The following is a 15,577-nucleotide window of genomic DNA, read 5'->3' as shown; positions in this document are numbered from 1 at the left end:
GACAGGGGTTTTACTAAAAACTAGGATATTTAATCAATCATCCACCACGTTGAAACAAAATACCATGTAGCTGAATGTACGCTCAAATATAAAAAAAGGACCTGAATAAATCAGATCCCTTGAAAGGTTATATCAATGTATTTTTATTTCTGCGCGAACTTAAATCGTTGCTGCAAAAACAAGTCCCATCAGAACTGGACAAACAAAACGCAAGTAGTTTGGCCAGATGCGCCAGAACAATGTTTGCTCAACATCATCAAAGCCGTTACGAATTTCTTCAAGTACTGTCGCACGGCTCCATAACCAACCTGTGACGATTGCCCATAGAAGACCAAGCAATGGCTGCATATAAACGGTTGCAACGTTTACGACAAGGCCAAACAAAGCGCCAAAATTAAAGATGATTAAAATAGCAATCAAACTTACGGCGATACCAATAGTAAGTACGGCTTTGTTACGGCTAATTTTTAGCTCTTCAATTGCGCATGAGACTGGCACTTCTAGCAAAGAAATAGATGAGGTTAGTGCAGCAATGATCATCAGAGCAAAGAACACCATGCTGATCAGAGGCCCGACTGCGCCCATGGTATCAAACATTGCTGGCAATACAGTAAAGACGAGCGTATCAGAGTTTAGCAGCGTGCCCGCATCACTATAGATTTCAACACCGTTGTTTCTTGCAACAAACATCGCAGGCAAAATCAAAAGCCCTGCGCCAAAAGCAATCGCCGTGTCAATTAAGGCAACTTGGGTCGCTGTCTTCGGAATATTGGCATCTTTTGGTAAGTAAGAGCCGTATACCATCATCACGGCAACGCCGAGTGACAACGAGAAGAAGGCTTGGCCCATTGCGTTGACCACAAGATCAGCATTAAAGTAAGAAAAATCAGGTACTAGATAAAGTTTTAAACCTTCTAATGCGCCCTCTTGGGTGAAGATATAGATGATTAGCAAGATGAAAAGTACAATCAGTACAGGCATTAAGCGGCTTGACCAACGCTCGATACCGTCTGTCACGCCCTTACGCACCACATGCATAGTAAGCAACATAAAGAGCAATGTAAGAAACAAGTTACGGCCCAGACCAAAGCTTTCAAGCCAAGTCGATGCACCTGTTAAACCAACCATATCAAGCGCAGGTGAAGCAAAAAAGCCCATCAACCAACCGGCGATAATGCTATAAAAGCTTAAAATTAACGCTGCTGCGGTTAATGCCATCACGCCCATAATGACAGCTGCGCTGCGATTAGACACAATTTTATTTAATGCTCGCACTGGGTTTCCTTGGCCATAACGACCAATGGTTAATTCACTAATTAACATAGGAAGTGCAAGTACAAATACCATTGCAAGGTAAACAAATAAAAATACTGCGCCACCATTGCTCGCAGCTTGAGTGGGGAAACCCCATACGTTGCCAAGGCCAACCGCAGAACCTGCCGCTGCCATGATAAAACCTAATCGTGAGCTAAATTGCCCTCTATCACTTGATGCCATTTCAATTTACCAAATTAATTAAGATTGAGCCTTGTTAAGTGCCATCCACAGAGTGTATAAAAAAGTTTACACTTAACGTTATTGTTATTTTATGTCCATATCTAGTAAGTAAAACAGGTTATGATTATAATTGAAAGGCATATCTTATATTTCTAGCTATTCTAGGTTAATTTGCGCATCAAACGCTCACTTTTTACACACTTCCTCTGAAAATTCTTATCTATTCTTGCATTCCTTCTCAGTGCCTCAACGAAGTTGAAATCTAACTTTGAAGCCGGCCAAACTTAAGTTATAGTGTTAACAAACCTAATTTGATTAGAAAGTAATGGATAATTTATATCAAATCATCATCTTAGCTACCCCTATTGCATTTTGGATGCTCTCCATTGGGCTAGCATTACGCGTCATCTATAAGCGCCGCCCTGTGGGGGTTTCCATGGCTTGGCTGCTGATCATATACGTGCTGCCGTTTGTGGGTGTACCGATTTACTTTATTCTCGCTGAAGTTAATTTAGGTAAAAAGCGCGCGGCGCGAACCAAAGAGATGTATTCCCCTTATCAAGAGTGGTTCCGTCAAGTTCAGCGATGTGATGCGCACCAACCTAACCTGATTGAAGGTCAAACCTCTTTTATTCACGATCTTTGTCGTCAGCGGATCAGTATTCCGCCGCTTTGTGGCAACCAACTCGATTTATATCAAACCACACCAGAAATCTTGCAACAGATCTTAGATGATATTAAAAAGGCGCAAAGCCATATCCGCATGACCTTTTATATCTGGCAGCAAGGCGGCTTAATCGATAGCATTAGCGCAGCGTTGATTTTGGCGCGCAAACGAGGGGTAAGAGTACAAATTCTTGCTGATTCTGTCGGCAGTAAAGTCTTTTTTAAAAGCTCATGGCCAAAGCAATTTCAAGATGCAGGAATTGAAATCAACCAAGCACTAAAAGTCTCACCAATGCGCATGTTTTTCCGTCGCCTTGACCTACGTCAGCACCGTAAAATTATTGTAATTGATGACAAAGTCGCCTACACCGGCTCGATGAATATGGTTGATCCTCGCTACTTTAAGCAAGATGCGGGCGTTGGCCAATGGGTCGATGTAATGGCGAAAGTGACAGGCCCTACCGCTAGTATTTTGGCAGCGATTCATGCGTGGGATTGGGAAGTTGAAACCGGTGAGCGCCATCTGCCTAACTTGCCTGTATGCGACATTGAGCCAAATCCCAATATGGCGCACCCGATTCAAGTGATCCCATCAGGCCCGGGTATGCCTGAAAATATTATCCAACAAGTGTTAGTGCTTTCGATCATGCAGGCAAAAGAATCGGTGCGTATTACCACGCCCTACTTTGTGCCAAGTGAAGAGCTGCTGCAAACCTTTATTATGACCGCGCAGCGCGGCGTCAAAGTTGAACTTATTTTACCGGCGAAAAACGACTCACGACTGGTCGCTTATGCGTCTAAATCATACTTTGAAGAGCTGCTGAAAGCTGGGGTGATCATTTATCAGTTTAAAGGTGGTTTGTTGCATACCAAATCAGTGGTGATCGATCAAAAAGACTGTTTAATCGGCACGGTAAATATCGACATGCGCAGCTTATGGCTTAACTTTGAGTTGACCATGGCCGTGCAGGATCAAGGTTTCTCTGAAAAAGTTTATGCTTTGCAAACCCAATATATTCAAGATTCCAGTACGCTTAATATTCAAGCATGGAAGGATCGAGGTGTGTGGAAGAAATTTGTTGAGCGGGTTTTTTATATGTTCAACCCATTGCTCTAGTCTTAGGTTAACAACCCAAAACTTTAAGCCCTAGAATTAAATCGCTTTAAATTGAAGCACTAACACGATATAACTAGTTATTTAGACCATAGATTAAGGACAATCATAGTGAGTGACGATAAGCTTTCCCAACCTTCAAATTCAAACCAAGCCCCACATGACTCACAAAAACTCTCAACCAAGCTTGTGCATGTTGGGCGAGATAAAGCGTGGACGCATGGCGTAGTCAATCCGCCAGTGCAGCGCGCTTCAACCATTATTTTTGATACCGTCTCAGAGAAGAAAAAAGCCACCGCCAAGCGCATGGATAAAACCCTATTTTATGGGCGTCGCGGCACTCAAACTCACTTTGCACTGCAAGATGCGATGGCAAAACTTGAAGGTGGTGCTGACTTTAAAGGTGGATGCGCGCTTTACCCTTGCGGCACTGCAGCCATCACCAACAGCATCTTAGCTTTTGTTGAAACCGGCGATCACATCTTAATGGTGGATACTTGCTATGAGCCAACCCGTGACTTTTGTAACAATGTCCTCAAACGTCTTGGTGTTGAAACCACTTATTATGCGCCGCAAATTGGCGCAGACATTGAAGCTTTAATCAAGCCAAACACCAAGCTGATTTTCACCGAATCCCCGGGCTCGATTACGATGGAAGTGCAAGACATTCCAACACTTTCCAAGATTGCCCACCAGCATGACGTGATTGTTATGCTAGATAATACCTGGGGCGCCGGGGTGCAATTTAATGCCTTTGATTATGGGGTGGATATCTCCATTCAAGCAGCGACTAAGTATATTGTTGGCCACTCAGATGTGATGCTTGGCACTGCTGTGGCAAATGAAAAACTTTGGCCACAACTGCGTGAGCAAAGCTATTTGATGGGTCAGTGTATTTCACCTGATGATGCTTACCTTGCGCTGCGCGGTTTACGTACCTTAGAAGTTCGCTTAAAACAGCACCAAGATACTAGCTTAAAAGTTGCTAAATGGTTGCAAACGCGTCCTGAAGTGGATCATGTGCGTCACCCAGGATTAGAAACTTGCCCAGGGCATGAATTCTTTAAGCGTGATTTTAATGGCGGCAATGGCTTGTTCTCGTTCGTCTTAAAAACAAGTCAGCCTGCAGCGACCACTGCTTTATTGGATGCGACCAAGCTCTTTAGTATGGGGTATTCTTGGGGGGGATTTGAAAGCCTTATTTTGGCAAATGAGCCAAATAGTTTTGATGTACTGCGCACGGTTGCCAACCCTCACTTTGAAGGTACATTAGTGCGGATTCATACTGGTCTTGAAGATGCGGATGATTTGATTCAAGACTTGGCGCAAGCACTCGATGCATATAACCAAGCCTTATAAGTCACTATCTATCACCGCTTAGTTATCTAAACTAAAATTCTCTGCTGCTTGCTTGCATTTATCATATTGCGGGCAAGTGGTGAGGTGATCATTGACCATCCCCACTGCCTGCATCAAGGCATAACAAATCGTCTCGCCGACAAACTTAAAGCCTTTATTTTTCAAAAACTTACTCATCGCTGCAGACGCATCAGTGCTCGTTGGCACGCTCTGCATCCGCTCATATTGATTGACGATAGGTGTTTCATCAACAAATTGCCACATGGCTTTAGCAAGCGAGCCATATTCAGTTTGAAGCGCTTGCGCAGCAATCGCATTACTGTATACAGATTTAATTTTAAGCTTATTTTTGACAATCGGATACTCAGCGATCAGCGCCGCAACCCCTTGCTCATCAGGGATCCCTTGCTTAGCGAGGGTTTGAATATCAAAATTCGCGAAAGCTGCGCGATAGGCAGGACGTTTGTCTAAAATCGTGCGCCAGCTTAAGCCTGCCTGCGCCCCTTCAAGGCAAATGAATTCAAATAAGGCATTGTCATCGCTTAATGGCATGCCCCACTCTTGATCATGATATGCCATTTCACCTTGGCTATTAAACGCCCAGTCACAAATCTTTTGCTCGTCCATACCTATCCTATTTCGTGATTATAGATTTTCGAAATCACGGCGCACGCGGTACGCATCAGAAGTCACGTAAGCTTCCAATTTGCGGATACGTTGCTCAGTCTTTTCAAAATCTGTTTCTAATTCTGCTAGTAATTCTGCGGGGGTTTGTCCTTTTTGCCAAGGTTTATCTTTTAGATTATGGCGTTGCTCAAAGCTTGGCTCTGGTGTTTCAATGTGCGCAGGCTTTTTTTCGAGCATAAACCACATTGCGACATAGACTAAAAGTGCAATAAAGCCAAAGCCGATTAAAAATAAACTCACGGCAATAATGCGTACAATCCACAACTCAACCCCAAGATATTGGGAAACACCCGCACAGATGCCGGCAATCATGCCTTGGCGGGGATCGCGATATAAAGTATTCGACATATTAACTCCTCTGCCCGCTACTTTTTCCAGCCGGGTGTTTGCAAATCTAAGATTTTTTCTAGCGTATCGACACGTTCTTGTAAGCTGTGCGCTTTTTGCGTCATGACTTCGAGTTGTGCGCGTTCATCATGAGATAACCCTTGGCTTGTTTTACTCTTATTTCGATAATGTAAAATCAGCCACAATGGGGCAACAAAAATCAAAAATGCAACCAAAGGCGCTGCTATCCAACCACTCATTGACGACTCCTTAATGATGTGTATTTCTTTATTATTTATGCCAAGTTAAACAAATAAGGCCAGCCTTTGCCAGCCTCATTCATCTTGACATACTTTATGCATCGTTAGACTGATTTTCATCAGTTTGCGCAGGATCTTTCTTCTGCGTTTTTGCTGTGCTCTCTGCCATTTGCTGCTTTAGCTTGGCTAGTGCTTGTTCAATTTCATCATCAGCTTGCAATTGCGCAAATTCGTCATTTAAATTACGCGCTTGGCTTGAAGTATCATAACTCTCGGCTTCGGCTTCAAGTTCATCAATTTTACGCTCATAATGGGCAAACTTAGACAAGGCTTCTTCTGTCTTGCTATCGTTTAATTTGCTTGAAATATCACGACGATGCAAGGCTGATTGACGACGAATCACTAAAGCTTGCTGACGCGCACGGGTTTCTGAGATTTTATTCTCAAGTTTTGCCGTCTCAGAAGCAAGACGCTCCAATGTTTCATCAACTAAATTTTTCTCTACGGTTAAGCTTTGCAAGGTCTCTTCTAGCTTTTGCTTTTCAATTAAGGCGGCACGTGCAAGATCTTCACGCCCTTTTTCAATCGCAAGCATTGCTTTGCTTTGCCATTCTTGCACTTGCTGCTCCAAGTTTTGAACGCGGCGATTAAGCGTTTTTTGATCCGCAATTGATTTTGCAGATTGGGTGCGTACTTCCACTAGCGTGTCTTCCATTTCTTGAATAATCAAGCGAATTAATTTTTCTGGATTTTCTGCTTTATCTAGAAGCGCACTAATATTTGAATTAATAATATCGCTAAAGCGTGAAAAAATACCCATGACATCTTCCTCTTTCATTAGTTTGACCAACTCGATTCATTTGAGTGGTCCTATTGTAGACAAGTATTACATTGCAACTACCATGCCAAGTTTTTAAATTATTGTTTTTAATGATAAATATTTATATCCTCATGTTTTAAGATCCAAACATCAAATAAAAAATAGTTAAATTGACTAACTAGTAGTAAAATTAACCAAAATAATTAGTCATTTTAACCAAGATCGTAAAAGGGATGCCATGGCAGACAATTTGATTGGACAATCCAGAGCGTTTTTAGCTTGTTTAGACAAAACTGCGCAGCTTGCGCCAATTATGCGACCTGTGCTGATTTTAGGTGAGCGCGGGACAGGGAAAGAGTTGATAGCCCAGCGTTTGCACTATCTTTCACCGCGTTGGCGTGAACCCTTGGTAAGCCTAAATTGCAGCGCCTTGAGTGAGGGCTTGATGGAGTCGGAACTTTTTGGTCATGAATCAGGTGCATTTACTGGCGCCAAACAAAAACACTTGGGCCGATTTGAGCGCGCGCATAATGGCAGTTTGTTTTTAGATGAGCTCGGTACTATGCCTTTATCGCTGCAAGAAAAGCTTTTGCGCGTGATTGAATATGGGCAATATGAGCGCGTGGGTGGACGGCAAATGCTGCAAGCCGATGTTCGCCTGATTTGCGCGACCAATCAAGACTTACCAGCAATGGCCGCCAAAGGCGAGTTTCGTTATGACTTGCTTGATCGCCTCGCGTTTGATGTGATCCACTTGCCGCCACTGCGTGAGCGCGAAGAAGATATATTACTCCTTGCTGAGCACTTTGCGATTGCGATGTGCCAAGAGCTAAAACGCTCTCATTTCACAGGTTTTTCTGAAGCTATCAAGCATGCTTTACTCAGCTATTCTTGGCCGGGCAATGTGCGCGAGCTTAAAAATGTGATTGAACGCGCCGTGTATCAACATAGCGATCCAGATGCTGCCATTTCAGCGTTAGAATTTAATCCATTTGCGCGCGGTAAAAACCTGAGCAATCAGCAAACCTATGAACCCAGCACAGAGCAAACTCATGAACCGCCCACCACCACACAGCAAGAAAACTCAAAAATAGAAGCTGCCAAAATCAACTTGCCGCTCGACTTAAAAGCCTGGCAACATCAAAATGAGCTAGAAATGGTACAAAAAGCTATGATAGCGGCAGAATATAATCAAAAAAAAGCAGCACAATTACTCTGTCTTAGTTATCATCAATTAAGAGGCTTATTACGTAAACATCAGATTTAAATTTGCTGAAAAATCAGTTATCTTGAAGTAAGACACTGATAAGCGTACAATCGCCGCTTTGTCTTACCCGATTTAGCGACCCATACTAGGAAGCAGGCTTATTATGAATTTCCCTTTTGCTCGTTTACTGACTTTTTTCGGGCTGATTTTAGGTCTTAGCGCATGTGATGATATCGAAAATGATATTACCCAAATTAGACAAGATGGCTTCGTGTATTGCTCACCAGGCGGTTTTGTGACCTTAAATCCACAATTAAATGAAGCAGGTGTGGTCAATTCGAGTATTGCACCGCAGGTTTTTGATACCTTAGTCACGCTTGATAAGTCTGGAAGCCCTCAGCCCAATTTAGCAACCTCATGGCAAGTCAGTGCCGATGGTCTCACTTATACATTTAACCTGCGTAAAAATGTTTGGTTCCATACCACGCTTTGGTTTACGCCGCTGCGTGCCTTTAATGCCTCAGATGTGGCCTTTAGCTTCAACCGCATGCTAGATAGCAATAATCCCTTTTATTATGTCAACCAAGGCCACTACCCTGTCTTTGAAAGCTCTGGCTTGCCGCAGTTGATCAAATCAATAAAAGTGCTCGATGATTATCAAATTCAGTTTCAGCTCAATCAAGCTAGCCAAGCCTTTCTAGCGAACCTTAGTGCGAGTTTTGCTGTGATTCATTCACAAGAATATGCGGCGCAACTGGAAAAATCGGGACAAAAACGTTTGATTGATACCCAACCTGTGGGCACAGGGCCTTATCAATATGTGGATAATGACCACCAGCGAATTGTGCGCCTGCAAGCCAGCCCGACTTACTGGGGTGAAAATGCAAAAATAAAAAATATTGTGTTTAACTTAGGCCGCATTGGGACTGGTAGTATTGCTCAACTTTTAAAAAATGAATGTGACGTTATTGCTTCGCCAATCACGAGCCAGCTAACCCTTGCTGAGAATAACGAAAACTTAGCTCTGCATATGGAGCCGGCGATGAATGTGTCGTACTTGGCGCTCAATACCCAACACTATGCACTGTCTAACCCAAAAGTTCGCCAAGCGATTTATCATGCGATTAACCGCCAAACCATTATTGATGCCATCTATTATGGCAGTGCAAGCATTGCAGACAGCCTTTTACCTCCGCATTCTTGGGCGTATCCTGCGCATAAAAGCCAGCCTAGTTATCAGCTTGAAGAAGCCAAACGTCAGCTCCAAGCATCTGGTATTATGCTGCCGCTAACTTTAAATTTATTTATTCAAAGCGATCCGAAAACCTATAACCCAAGTCCGAAGAAAACGGCAGAGATTTTACAATATCAATTGGCTAAAATTGGAATTAAACTCAATATTATTCAAGGTAAAGAGCGGATGCGCCGAATTCAGCTCTCTGAGCAAAATGCCGATATGATTTTAACCGGTTGGACAGCTGCAAATAACGATCCTGACAGTATTTATCGTCCGTTATTATCTTGTAATGCTTATCAAGCGGGGCTCAATATAGCCAATTGGTGTAATCCTGAGTTTGATGCTTTGCTTGAAGCTGCGAGTCAAAATGAAAATAAAGCCACGCGTCAGCTGCAATATCGCGCTTTATATCAGCATTTACGCTCACAAATGCCTTTGATCCCATTAGCACATAGTCTGCAATATCGCGTTTACCACAGCTCATTAAAGGGCTTTAATTTCTCACCATATAGCGCTGGGCCATTTAACCAAGTAGAAAGGGTATATTAATGTTTATTTATACCGTACGCCGACTCAATTTATTTGTGATCACCTTGCTGATTTTAACCTTTGTCAGCTATAGCATTTTGCGTCTTGATCCGCTTTCTCCTTGGGCAATTGAGCCGCTTTTTCAGGGATTTATCCATTATATTGAGCAGTTAATACAGTTTGATTTTGGGGTGGATTTACGTGGTGAAGACATTGCGACACAAATCCTACAAGTCTTCCCTGCGACCCTTGAATTATGCTTTTTTGCCATGTTAATCGCCTTAATGATAGGCCTGCCGATTGGCATTTTATCAGGGCTACGCCAAGGCAAAAGTGTAGATACAGTGATTTCCTTCATTACTATGCTTGGCTATGCTGCGCCAATCTTTTGGTTCGCACTTCTGCTTATTTTATTTGTATCAATTGAGCTAGGCTTAACCCCCGTCGCCGGACGCTATGACTTTTTATATCACGTTGATCAGATCACAGGCTTTGCTCTAATTGACTCATTTTTAGCCGATACAGATAACCGCTTAGCGCTATTTAAAAACGTGATTCTACACCTTGCATTGCCATCAATTGTTCTGGCTGTCGCGCCTACCACTGAGGTGATCCGCCTCATGCGCAGTAATGTCTCAGAAGTGATTAAAAAGAACTACATCCGTACAGCGAAAGTGCGCGGATTAAGTAAGTTTCAAATTTTATGGCGCCACGTGCTGCCCAATGCGATCCCACCGATTATTCCAAAAATTGGTTTGCAGCTTTCTGTGATGCTGACTTATGCCATCATTACTGAATCTATTTTTAGCTGGCCGGGAATTGGACGTTGGCTGTTGGATGCCCTATCCAACCAAGATTACAATGCCATGGCTGCGGGCCTGATTGTGGTCGCAAGTTTAGTTTTAATTGTTAACATATTATCGGATCTAATTGGCGCAGCCTTAAACCCGGTTAAAAGGAAGCAATGGAATGTTGTCAAATAACATTTATCAAGAGAATCAAGTCCCAAGACAGTTTAAACAGTTTTGGAACCACTACCATGCCAATAGCCTTGCGATGTTTGGCTTGTGGTGTTTTGTGCTACTTATGCTTGTGATGCTCCTTTCACCTTGGATCACCCCACATGATCCATTTGAGCAAACCTCTTACCTGCTTAAGCCGCCCTCTTGGGATCCTAATGGCAGTGTTGAGTTTTTCTTAGGCACAGATGATCTTGGACGAGACATTTTATCGCGTCTTATCTACGGCGCTAAATATACCTTTGGCGCAGGCCTTCTCATTGCCTTTATCGCAGGCTTAATTGGCTGTGTCATTGGGATTTGGGGCGGGATGTCAAAAGGCTTAACCTCAAGTATTTTGAACCACTTACTTGATACCGTCATGTCGATTCCATCGATTTTACTGGCGATTATTTTTGTCGCGTTTTTAGGTCCTGGTGAGCTCAATATTATGCTCGCGATTTGCCTCGCCCTGATCCCGCGTTTTATCCGTAGTATCTATCTTGCGGTGCAGGCCGAAGTCAGTAAAGATTATCACATCGCAGCCAAACTCGATGGCGCGAATAATATCAATCTAGTGCTGAGCTCAGTGCTGCCTAACTTATCCAATATTATTGTTTATGAGTTAACCGTTGCCGTTTCTGTGGCAATTTTAGATATTTCGGCACTTGGCTTTTTAGGCTTAGGCGCACAAATCCCAATTCCTGAATGGGGCGCGATGCTTGGTAATGCAATTGAGCTGATTTATATTGCTCCATGGACAGTCACCCTCCCTGGCCTCTTTATTATGTTTAGTGTGGTGATCATCAACTTGGTTGGTGAAGGGGTCCGCCGTGCAATTAATGCTGGCGTAGAATAAAAGCGGGAGCCAAAGATGCCATTACTTGATATTCGAAATCTAACCATTGAAATTGAAACCCCACAAGGCTATGTGCGCGCGGTTGATCGCATGAGTTTGACCTTAAATGAAGGTGAAATTCGCGGTCTTGTGGGCGAATCAGGCTCAGGTAAAAGCCTTGTCGCCAAAGCCATTGTTGGGCTAATCAAAGAAAACTGGATTGTCACCGCCGATCGCATGCGTTTGGGCCAAGTGGATTTACTCCAACTCACACCAAAAGAAAGGCGCAGAATTATTGCGCGCGATTTTGCGCTGATCATGCAAGAACCGAGTAGTTGTCTGGACCCATCTGAAGAAGTTGGCGCGCAATTAATGGAAGTGATCCCAAACAGCGCTTATCAAGGTAAATGGTACAAACGTTGGAACTGGCGTTATAAACGCGCCAAAGCCTTATTACACAAAGTAGGGATCAAAAATCACCGTGATGTGATGCGCTCTTATCCTTATGAGCTGACTGACGGACAGTGTCAAAAAATCATGATTGCGATGGCGATTGCCAACAAGCCAAAACTCTTGATTGCCGATGAGCCAACCAATGATCTCGATGCCATCACTCAGTCTCAAATCTTGCGTTTGCTGCGCCGCATGAATCAGGTTGATAAGACAACCATAATGCTAATTGGCCACGACTTAGCCACCATTACTCAATGGGCAAGTCGTATTAGTGTGATGTATTGCGGACAAACGATTGAAACCGCTGACACCAAGCTTTTAGTTGAAAAACCAAAGCACCCTTATACGGTTGCCCTCTTGCATGCGATGCCTGATCTGAACCAGTGGGTGCCACATAAAAGTAAACTTCCAGCGCTTCCTGGCTCCATTCCACCCTTGCAGCACTTGCCAATTGGCTGTCGCTTGGGACCTAGATGCCCGTATGCACAAACTCAATGCGTGCATGTACCGCCGAAAAAACGTGTGAAAAGCCATGTATTTAGTTGTCATTTCCCTTTGAATGTAGAACAAGAAGCAGTGATCACGGAGACGGCAAGTCATGAGTGAGTTATTAGAAGTCAAAAATTTGTCTAAAGATTTCGTGAGCCGCAATTGGTATTTTAAAAAGAAATATTTCCATGCGGTGGAGCCGATTTCGTTTAGTTTAAGCGCAGGTAAAACCGTCGGTATTATCGGTCAAAATGGCTCAGGTAAATCCACTCTCGCGCGTATGCTTGCGGGAGTAGTTGAGCCAACGTCGGGCGAGATTTGGGTCAATGGTGAAAAGCTTGAACATAAGGATTATTCAACCCGTTGCAAACTGATCAGGATGATCTTTCAAGATCCCAGCACTTCGCTGAATCCTCGCTTGCAAGTAGGTAAAATTCTTGAACGCCCATTGCGCCGCAATACAAAAATGCCGGCGGCAGCGCGTGAAAAACGCATTAAGGAGACCTTAATTAAGGTCGGACTTTTGCCTGAGCATGCCTATTTTTATCCGCAAATGCTTGCCACAGGGCAAAAGCAACGTGTGTCACTCGCGCGTGCACTTGTTTTGCAACCTTCGGTCATCGTCGCAGATGAAGCGCTCAACGGTTTAGATATGGCGATGCGGGCGCAAATCTTGAATTTGTTCTTAGAATTGCAGCAAGAGATGAATATTTCGTTTGTCTATGTGTCACAACATTTAAGCATTATGAAACATATTTGCGATCAAATCATTGTGATGCATGAAGGTAAGGTGATTGAGTCGGGCCCAACAGAAAGTGTGCTCCTAGACCCTCAATCTAAACTGACTAAAAAATTAGTCGATAGCCATTTTGCCAGTTCCATTCAAGTGAAAAAATAGCTTAGTACTTCAGTGCAGATAAAAATTTGCGGTCAAGAAATATGGCTAATAGTCCTTCTTGGCCGCTTTTTCACTGCACTGAGACGTACTTAGTCAAGCATATGCTCAAATTCATCCGGGTACAGGATCACGCCTTCACCTTCTAGACTTGGGAAGACTACAACAAATAGCTCGTCATCGGTTAAACCATCTGTCCAGCGGCTACGCCATTGTCCCAAAGAGATAGACTTTGCTTCACACATTTCCCACTCACCTGTTGCCCACGCCTGCGCTAGTTCTTGATGCGGCCAAACCGGCACACAGTCTTCATCTTCAGTGTTCAGCATCACGCAGCCAGACTCATCAATTAAAATCCAAACTTGCTTCGAATTTTTAATTTCTTTGACTGTATATTGGCAACGTTTTTCAGCGTCTTGTTTGATAAGGCTTGATAGATCTTGTACTGCTTGTGACATGTTCTGTCTCCAACAAAAGTTTTTACTTAACTTTGATCATAGTCTGACTTAATGACAAATTTAAGAAATCTAAATAAAAAACCTTCAAATCAATCTTGCCTAAAGATAACTTGCAAGTGATTTGAAGGTTTAAATGTTAATTTGACGCAACAGCCAAATGGCTTAAGCTAACTTATACAAGCTCAGCTTGCAGCCAAGGCCAGCCTTGTTTCTTACGGCTTAGCGTATTTTCCATCACTAATTTACCATCAACAAGGTGCTTTTCGAGCTTGCTCGCCCACTCACCTTTAAATAGTAATTCAGTGGTGCTGGTTGTGATATCCGTTAGCATCACAGCAGCAAAGGCTAAGTTTTCTTCTTCACAGCGGCGCTCAAGATCAGCATTAAGTGCATCAATCATGTCAGCCACTTGATCCATCGTTGCTAATTCAACTTGACCGACAACCACATCACGACCATTGAATGGGTATGCTTTTAAGTCTTTCTCAACTAATTGCGCAGCGTTTAGACCTTCGATGTCTGTTTTGGCAATTAATAGATCACGGATAAATGCGTCGAGATCAGAAACTTCTGCAAGTTTAGCTAGGGCTTCAACCGCGTCTTTGTCTTTTTGCGTGCAAGTTGGTGATGCAAAACCTACTGTGTCAGAAAGGATTGCAGAAAGCATTAAGGTTGCGATTTCTTTATTGATTGCATGACCTTCAATTTGGAACATGTTGAAAAGGACAGTACAAGTACAGCCAACCGGCCAAATCCAAGCTTCAAGTGGGTTGGTTGTCATCACATCACCCAGACGGTGGTGATCGACAATACCTAAGATTTCAGCATCTGCAATGTCATCTGGCGCTTGCGCAAGATCGCTATAGTCAACAAGCCAAACTTTTTCACCGGCAACGCCTTCACACATTTTAGGTTGGTCAACATTGGCAACATTTAGGATATGCGCCGTTTCACGGTTGATTTCACCTTGACGTACAGCAACGGCTTCAAGGCCGCGTGCTTTTAATAGTTCGGTTGCAACCAATGCACTACAAATACTATCGCTATCTGGGTTTTTGTGACCAACAACTTGGATCATGTGACTTCCTATATGTTCAACATCTATTAATATGAGAATGACTCACTCTGATGCTTTTTAGCAAAAATGACAAAGAGTGAATTTGAAAGCGCATATTTTACCTGATTTTTAAAAATACGCCTAGCTTTTACAGGTGATTTTTTAAGCGCTCAAAAAAGCTTACCCTGCTTTGGTGAGCAAGGTATCAAAATATAGGTAATTTTGTATGTTTCTCATAAACTTAAAGTTAGAGTGGGTCTATTGGTTAGAAAGTGATATCAATTACTTGCAAAACCTTAAATAACAGCTCACATTTATAAGTAAGCGTATTAAAAAGGAAATTACAATGAAATATACCGTGGAACACTTAGCTCAACTTAACCTACTTCTTCAATTCGACCCAAAAAGCACCCAAACTGGGATTAAAATTCATCAAGATGCTGCGCCAGAGCTACAAGCTGCGGTCAAATCTTTGTATGCGTTAAACTTATGCACCTTGCCTGATGGCGGATATTTAACTACCGAAGGGTTAGAGCTTGCTGAACATGCGTTAAAACTTTTAAATGTGCTAAACGCTCGCGCTTAATCGTCACATACAAAAATGCCCAAGTCGAAGAAAGCATCACGCTTTTAGACTTGGGCATTTTTAGTGAAACTTGGCCCAAATTTGAGCCAAGCTTAACCTGT

At 43.0% G+C, this 15,577-nt stretch carries 16 protein-coding genes; 9 read left to right on the top strand and 7 right to left on the bottom strand.

Annotated features, from left to right (window positions below; translation table 11 throughout):
- Positions 1-159: 159 nt before the first annotated feature.
- The gene (locus AC2VOY_RS00275) at positions 160-1,497 is read right to left on the bottom strand and encodes a sodium-dependent transporter (protein WP_491831573.1); all 1,338 of its coding nucleotides are present in this window, start codon (positions 1,495-1,497) and stop codon (positions 160-162) included.
- Between the two features lie 325 nt (positions 1,498-1,822).
- On the opposite strand from AC2VOY_RS00275, the gene cls reads away from it, so the two are divergent.
- Positions 1,823-3,280 (top strand): cardiolipin synthase, encoded by a 1,458-nt coding sequence (cls, locus tag AC2VOY_RS00270; protein WP_491831571.1) that lies wholly within the window; start codon positions 1,823-1,825, stop codon positions 3,278-3,280.
- A 108-nt stretch (positions 3,281-3,388) separates the two neighbouring features.
- Positions 3,389-4,636, top strand: a complete 1,248-nt coding sequence (locus AC2VOY_RS00265) for a cystathionine beta-lyase (protein ID WP_491831569.1) — start codon at positions 3,389-3,391, stop codon at positions 4,634-4,636.
- A gap of 18 nt (positions 4,637-4,654) precedes the next feature.
- On the opposite strand, the gene AC2VOY_RS00260 is transcribed toward AC2VOY_RS00265, so the two are convergent.
- From AC2VOY_RS00260 to pspA, 4 genes are all read right to left on the bottom strand, one after another.
- Positions 4,655-5,263 carry a DNA-3-methyladenine glycosylase I gene (locus AC2VOY_RS00260; RefSeq protein WP_491831567.1) on the bottom strand — a complete coding sequence of 203 codons (609 nt, stop codon included), beginning with the start codon at positions 5,261-5,263 and terminating at the stop codon, positions 4,655-4,657.
- Between the two features lie 18 nt (positions 5,264-5,281).
- Positions 5,282-5,671 (bottom strand): envelope stress response membrane protein PspC, encoded by a 390-nt coding sequence (gene pspC, locus AC2VOY_RS00255; RefSeq protein WP_491831566.1) that lies wholly within the window; start codon positions 5,669-5,671, stop codon positions 5,282-5,284.
- Positions 5,672-5,688: 17 nt separating this feature from the next.
- Positions 5,689-5,910: an envelope stress response membrane protein PspB gene (gene pspB, locus AC2VOY_RS00250; RefSeq protein ID WP_491831564.1), complete on the bottom strand. Its 222-nt coding sequence runs from the start codon at positions 5,908-5,910 to the stop codon at positions 5,689-5,691.
- A gap of 94 nt (positions 5,911-6,004) precedes the next feature.
- Positions 6,005-6,730, bottom strand: a complete 726-nt coding sequence (pspA, locus tag AC2VOY_RS00245; RefSeq protein WP_491831563.1) for a phage shock protein PspA — start codon at positions 6,728-6,730, stop codon at positions 6,005-6,007.
- Between the two features lie 238 nt (positions 6,731-6,968).
- On the opposite strand from pspA, the gene pspF reads away from it, so the two are divergent.
- The 6 genes from pspF to AC2VOY_RS00215 all read left to right on the top strand — a co-directional run bounded on the left by pspF (position 6,969) and on the right by AC2VOY_RS00215 (position 13,378).
- Positions 6,969-7,997, top strand: a complete 1,029-nt coding sequence (pspF, locus tag AC2VOY_RS00240; protein WP_491831561.1) for a phage shock protein operon transcriptional activator — start codon at positions 6,969-6,971, stop codon at positions 7,995-7,997.
- A gap of 103 nt (positions 7,998-8,100) precedes the next feature.
- Positions 8,101-9,723, top strand: coding sequence for an ABC transporter substrate-binding protein (locus AC2VOY_RS00235; RefSeq protein ID WP_491831559.1), 1,623 nt, complete (start codon positions 8,101-8,103; stop codon positions 9,721-9,723).
- Positions 9,723-10,685 (top strand): ABC transporter permease, encoded by a 963-nt coding sequence (locus AC2VOY_RS00230; protein ID WP_491831558.1) that lies wholly within the window; start codon positions 9,723-9,725, stop codon positions 10,683-10,685. The genes AC2VOY_RS00235 and AC2VOY_RS00230 overlap by 1 nt, the downstream gene beginning before the upstream one ends.
- A complete protein-coding gene (locus AC2VOY_RS00225) occupies positions 10,672-11,559 on the top strand; it encodes an ABC transporter permease subunit (protein ID WP_491831556.1) in 888 nt (295 codons plus the stop codon). The genes AC2VOY_RS00230 and AC2VOY_RS00225 overlap by 14 nt, the downstream gene beginning before the upstream one ends.
- Positions 11,560-11,574: 15 nt before the next feature.
- The gene (locus AC2VOY_RS00220; protein ID WP_491831554.1) at positions 11,575-12,597 is read left to right on the top strand and encodes a peptide ABC transporter ATP-binding protein; all 1,023 of its coding nucleotides are present in this window, start codon (positions 11,575-11,577) and stop codon (positions 12,595-12,597) included.
- Positions 12,590-13,378, top strand: a complete 789-nt coding sequence (locus tag AC2VOY_RS00215; protein ID WP_491831552.1) for a peptide ABC transporter ATP-binding protein — start codon at positions 12,590-12,592, stop codon at positions 13,376-13,378. Before AC2VOY_RS00220 ends, AC2VOY_RS00215 begins: the two co-directional genes overlap by 8 nt.
- An 89-nt stretch (positions 13,379-13,467) precedes the next feature.
- Here AC2VOY_RS00215 and AC2VOY_RS00210 read toward each other — a convergent pair whose 3' ends face one another.
- Both AC2VOY_RS00210 and AC2VOY_RS00205 read right to left on the bottom strand, forming a co-directional pair.
- Entirely contained in the window at positions 13,468-13,833 is a 366-nt protein-coding gene (locus tag AC2VOY_RS00210) for a DUF2750 domain-containing protein (protein WP_491831550.1), read from the bottom strand.
- Positions 13,834-14,005: 172 nt separating this feature from the next.
- Complete coding sequence (locus AC2VOY_RS00205) at positions 14,006-14,911, bottom strand: manganese-dependent inorganic pyrophosphatase (protein WP_491831548.1); 906 nt, start codon at positions 14,909-14,911, stop codon at positions 14,006-14,008.
- A 325-nt stretch (positions 14,912-15,236) separates the two neighbouring features.
- Here AC2VOY_RS00205 and AC2VOY_RS00200 point away from each other — a divergent pair, with 325 nt between their 5' ends.
- The gene (locus tag AC2VOY_RS00200; RefSeq protein WP_491831546.1) at positions 15,237-15,476 is read left to right on the top strand and encodes a TIGR02647 family protein; all 240 of its coding nucleotides are present in this window, start codon (positions 15,237-15,239) and stop codon (positions 15,474-15,476) included.
- Positions 15,477-15,577 lie beyond the last annotated feature (101 nt).

Source organism: Vibrio sp. KMM 9700, assembly GCF_058545285.1.
The sequence above is the reverse complement of the archived record's forward strand: the minus strand, read 5'-3'. Positions and strand labels throughout refer to the sequence as shown.

What these genes read in the sequence shown, in the direction of transcription:
- AC2VOY_RS00275 (WP_491831573.1), bottom strand. Translation starts at nt 1,497, where the DNA reads ATGGCATCAAGTGATAGAGGGCAATTTAGCTCACGATTAGGTTTTATC.
- cls (WP_491831571.1), top strand. Translation starts at nt 1,823, where the DNA reads ATGGATAATTTATATCAAATCATCATCTTAGCTACCCCTATTGCATTT.
- AC2VOY_RS00260 (WP_491831567.1), bottom strand. Translation starts at nt 5,263, where the DNA reads ATGGACGAGCAAAAGATTTGTGACTGGGCGTTTAATAGCCAAGGTGAA.
- pspC (WP_491831566.1), bottom strand. Translation starts at nt 5,671, where the DNA reads ATGTCGAATACTTTATATCGCGATCCCCGCCAAGGCATGATTGCCGGC.
- pspB (WP_491831564.1), bottom strand. Translation starts at nt 5,910, where the DNA reads ATGAGTGGTTGGATAGCAGCGCCTTTGGTTGCATTTTTGATTTTTGTT.
- pspA (WP_491831563.1), bottom strand. Translation starts at nt 6,730, where the DNA reads ATGGGTATTTTTTCACGCTTTAGCGATATTATTAATTCAAATATTAGT.
- pspF (WP_491831561.1), top strand. Translation starts at nt 6,969, where the DNA reads ATGGCAGACAATTTGATTGGACAATCCAGAGCGTTTTTAGCTTGTTTA.
- AC2VOY_RS00235 (WP_491831559.1), top strand. Translation starts at nt 8,101, where the DNA reads ATGAATTTCCCTTTTGCTCGTTTACTGACTTTTTTCGGGCTGATTTTA.
- AC2VOY_RS00230 (WP_491831558.1), top strand. Translation starts at nt 9,723, where the DNA reads ATGTTTATTTATACCGTACGCCGACTCAATTTATTTGTGATCACCTTG.
- AC2VOY_RS00225 (WP_491831556.1), top strand. Translation starts at nt 10,672, where the DNA reads ATGTTGTCAAATAACATTTATCAAGAGAATCAAGTCCCAAGACAGTTT.
- AC2VOY_RS00220 (WP_491831554.1), top strand. Translation starts at nt 11,575, where the DNA reads ATGCCATTACTTGATATTCGAAATCTAACCATTGAAATTGAAACCCCA.
- AC2VOY_RS00215 (WP_491831552.1), top strand. Translation starts at nt 12,590, where the DNA reads ATGAGTGAGTTATTAGAAGTCAAAAATTTGTCTAAAGATTTCGTGAGC.
- AC2VOY_RS00210 (WP_491831550.1), bottom strand. Translation starts at nt 13,833, where the DNA reads ATGTCACAAGCAGTACAAGATCTATCAAGCCTTATCAAACAAGACGCT.
- AC2VOY_RS00205 (WP_491831548.1), bottom strand. Translation starts at nt 14,911, where the DNA reads ATGATCCAAGTTGTTGGTCACAAAAACCCAGATAGCGATAGTATTTGT.
- AC2VOY_RS00200 (WP_491831546.1), top strand. Translation starts at nt 15,237, where the DNA reads ATGAAATATACCGTGGAACACTTAGCTCAACTTAACCTACTTCTTCAA.